Raw genomic sequence first — 1,536 nt, forward strand, 5'->3', positions numbered from 1 at the left:
GTGACACCAAATTCAAACAAAGACTACTTATTATATTGGATGGAATTAGGACAAGGACATCTTGATGAAGCGATTAATATTGCCACTTATTTAGATGATAACGATATTACAAAGTTAGCGTTGATTAATAAATTAAATGAGATTAAAAATAACGGAGATTTATCGAATGATAAACGTTCTGAAGAAACGAAAAAGTATAACGATAAATTGCAAGATATTTTAGACAAAGAAAAACAAGTTAAAGATGAAAAAGCGAAATCTGAAGAAGAGAAAGCAAAAGCGAAAGATGAGAAATTAAAGCAACAAGAAGAGAACGAAAAGAAACAAAAAGAACAAGCACAAAAAGATAAAGAAAAACGCCAAGAAGCTGAAAGAAAAAAATAGTATAGGACTGAGGCAAAGACAATGCATAAATTGATTATAAAATATAACAAACAATTGAAGATGCTCAATTTGCGAGATGGTAAGACATATACTATTAGCGAAGACGAGCGTGCAGATATTACGTTGAAATCGTTAGGCGAAGTCATTCATTTAGAACAAAATAATCAAGGTACTTGGCAAGCGAATCATACTTCTATTAATAAGGTGCTTGTTAGAAAAGGTGACCTTGATGACATTACATTACAGCTTTATACAGAAGCTGATTATGCATCATTTGCGTATCCTTCAATTCAAGATACGATGACAATTGGGCCAAATGCGTATGATGATATGGTTATTCAAAGCTTGATGAATGCCATCATTATTAAAGATTTTCAATCAATACAAGAATCACAATACGTACGCATTGTGCACGATAAAAATACAGATGTGTATATTAACTATGAACTACAAGAGCAATTAACAAACAAAGCTTACATTGGTGATCATATTTATGTTGAAGGGATATGGCTCGAAGTACAAGCTGATGGTTTAAATGTATTGAGTCAGAATACAGTGGCATCGTCATTAATTCGCTTAACACAAGAGATGCCACATGCACAGGCAGATGATTACAATACGTACCATCGTTCGCCAAGGATTATTCACCGTGAACCGACCGATGATATTAAGATTGAAAGACCGCCACAGCCAATACAGAAGAACAATACAGTGATATGGCGTTCCATTATACCGCCATTAGTAATGATTGCTTTAACTGTTGTCATCTTTTTAGTGAGACCAATTGGTATTTATATTTTAATGATGATTGGTATGAGTACAGTAACGATAGTATTTGGTATTACAACGTATTTCTCTGAAAAGAAAAAGTATAACAAAGATGTTGAAAAACGAGAGAAAGATTACAAAGCTTATTTGGATAATAAATCTAAAGAAATTAATAAAGCGATTAAAGCACAACGTTTTAGTTTGAATTACCATTATCCAACGGTTGCTGAAATTAAAGATATCGTTGAAACGAAAGCACCAAGAATATATGAAAAAACATCGCATCATCACGATTTCTTACATTATAAGTTAGGTATTGCGAATGTAGAAAAGTCATTCAAATTAGATTACCAAGAAGAAGAATTTAACCAACGTCGTGATGAA

Annotated in this window: 2 protein-coding genes; both read left to right on the top strand. The window is 32.5% G+C overall.

Going from position 1 to position 1,536, the window contains the following annotated elements:
• Positions 1-384: type VII secretion protein EssB/YukC (locus IDG60_RS13620; RefSeq protein WP_274611443.1), on the top strand; the 384-nt coding region annotated here is incomplete at its 5' end.
• Positions 385-405: 21 nt separating this feature from the next.
• A partial coding sequence (locus IDG60_RS13625) for an FtsK/SpoIIIE N-terminal domain-containing protein (RefSeq protein ID WP_206160796.1) occupies positions 406-1,536 on the top strand: 1,131 nt, incomplete at its 3' end.

The sequence above is a fragment of the Staphylococcus sp. EG-SA-2 genome, assembly GCF_017152085.1.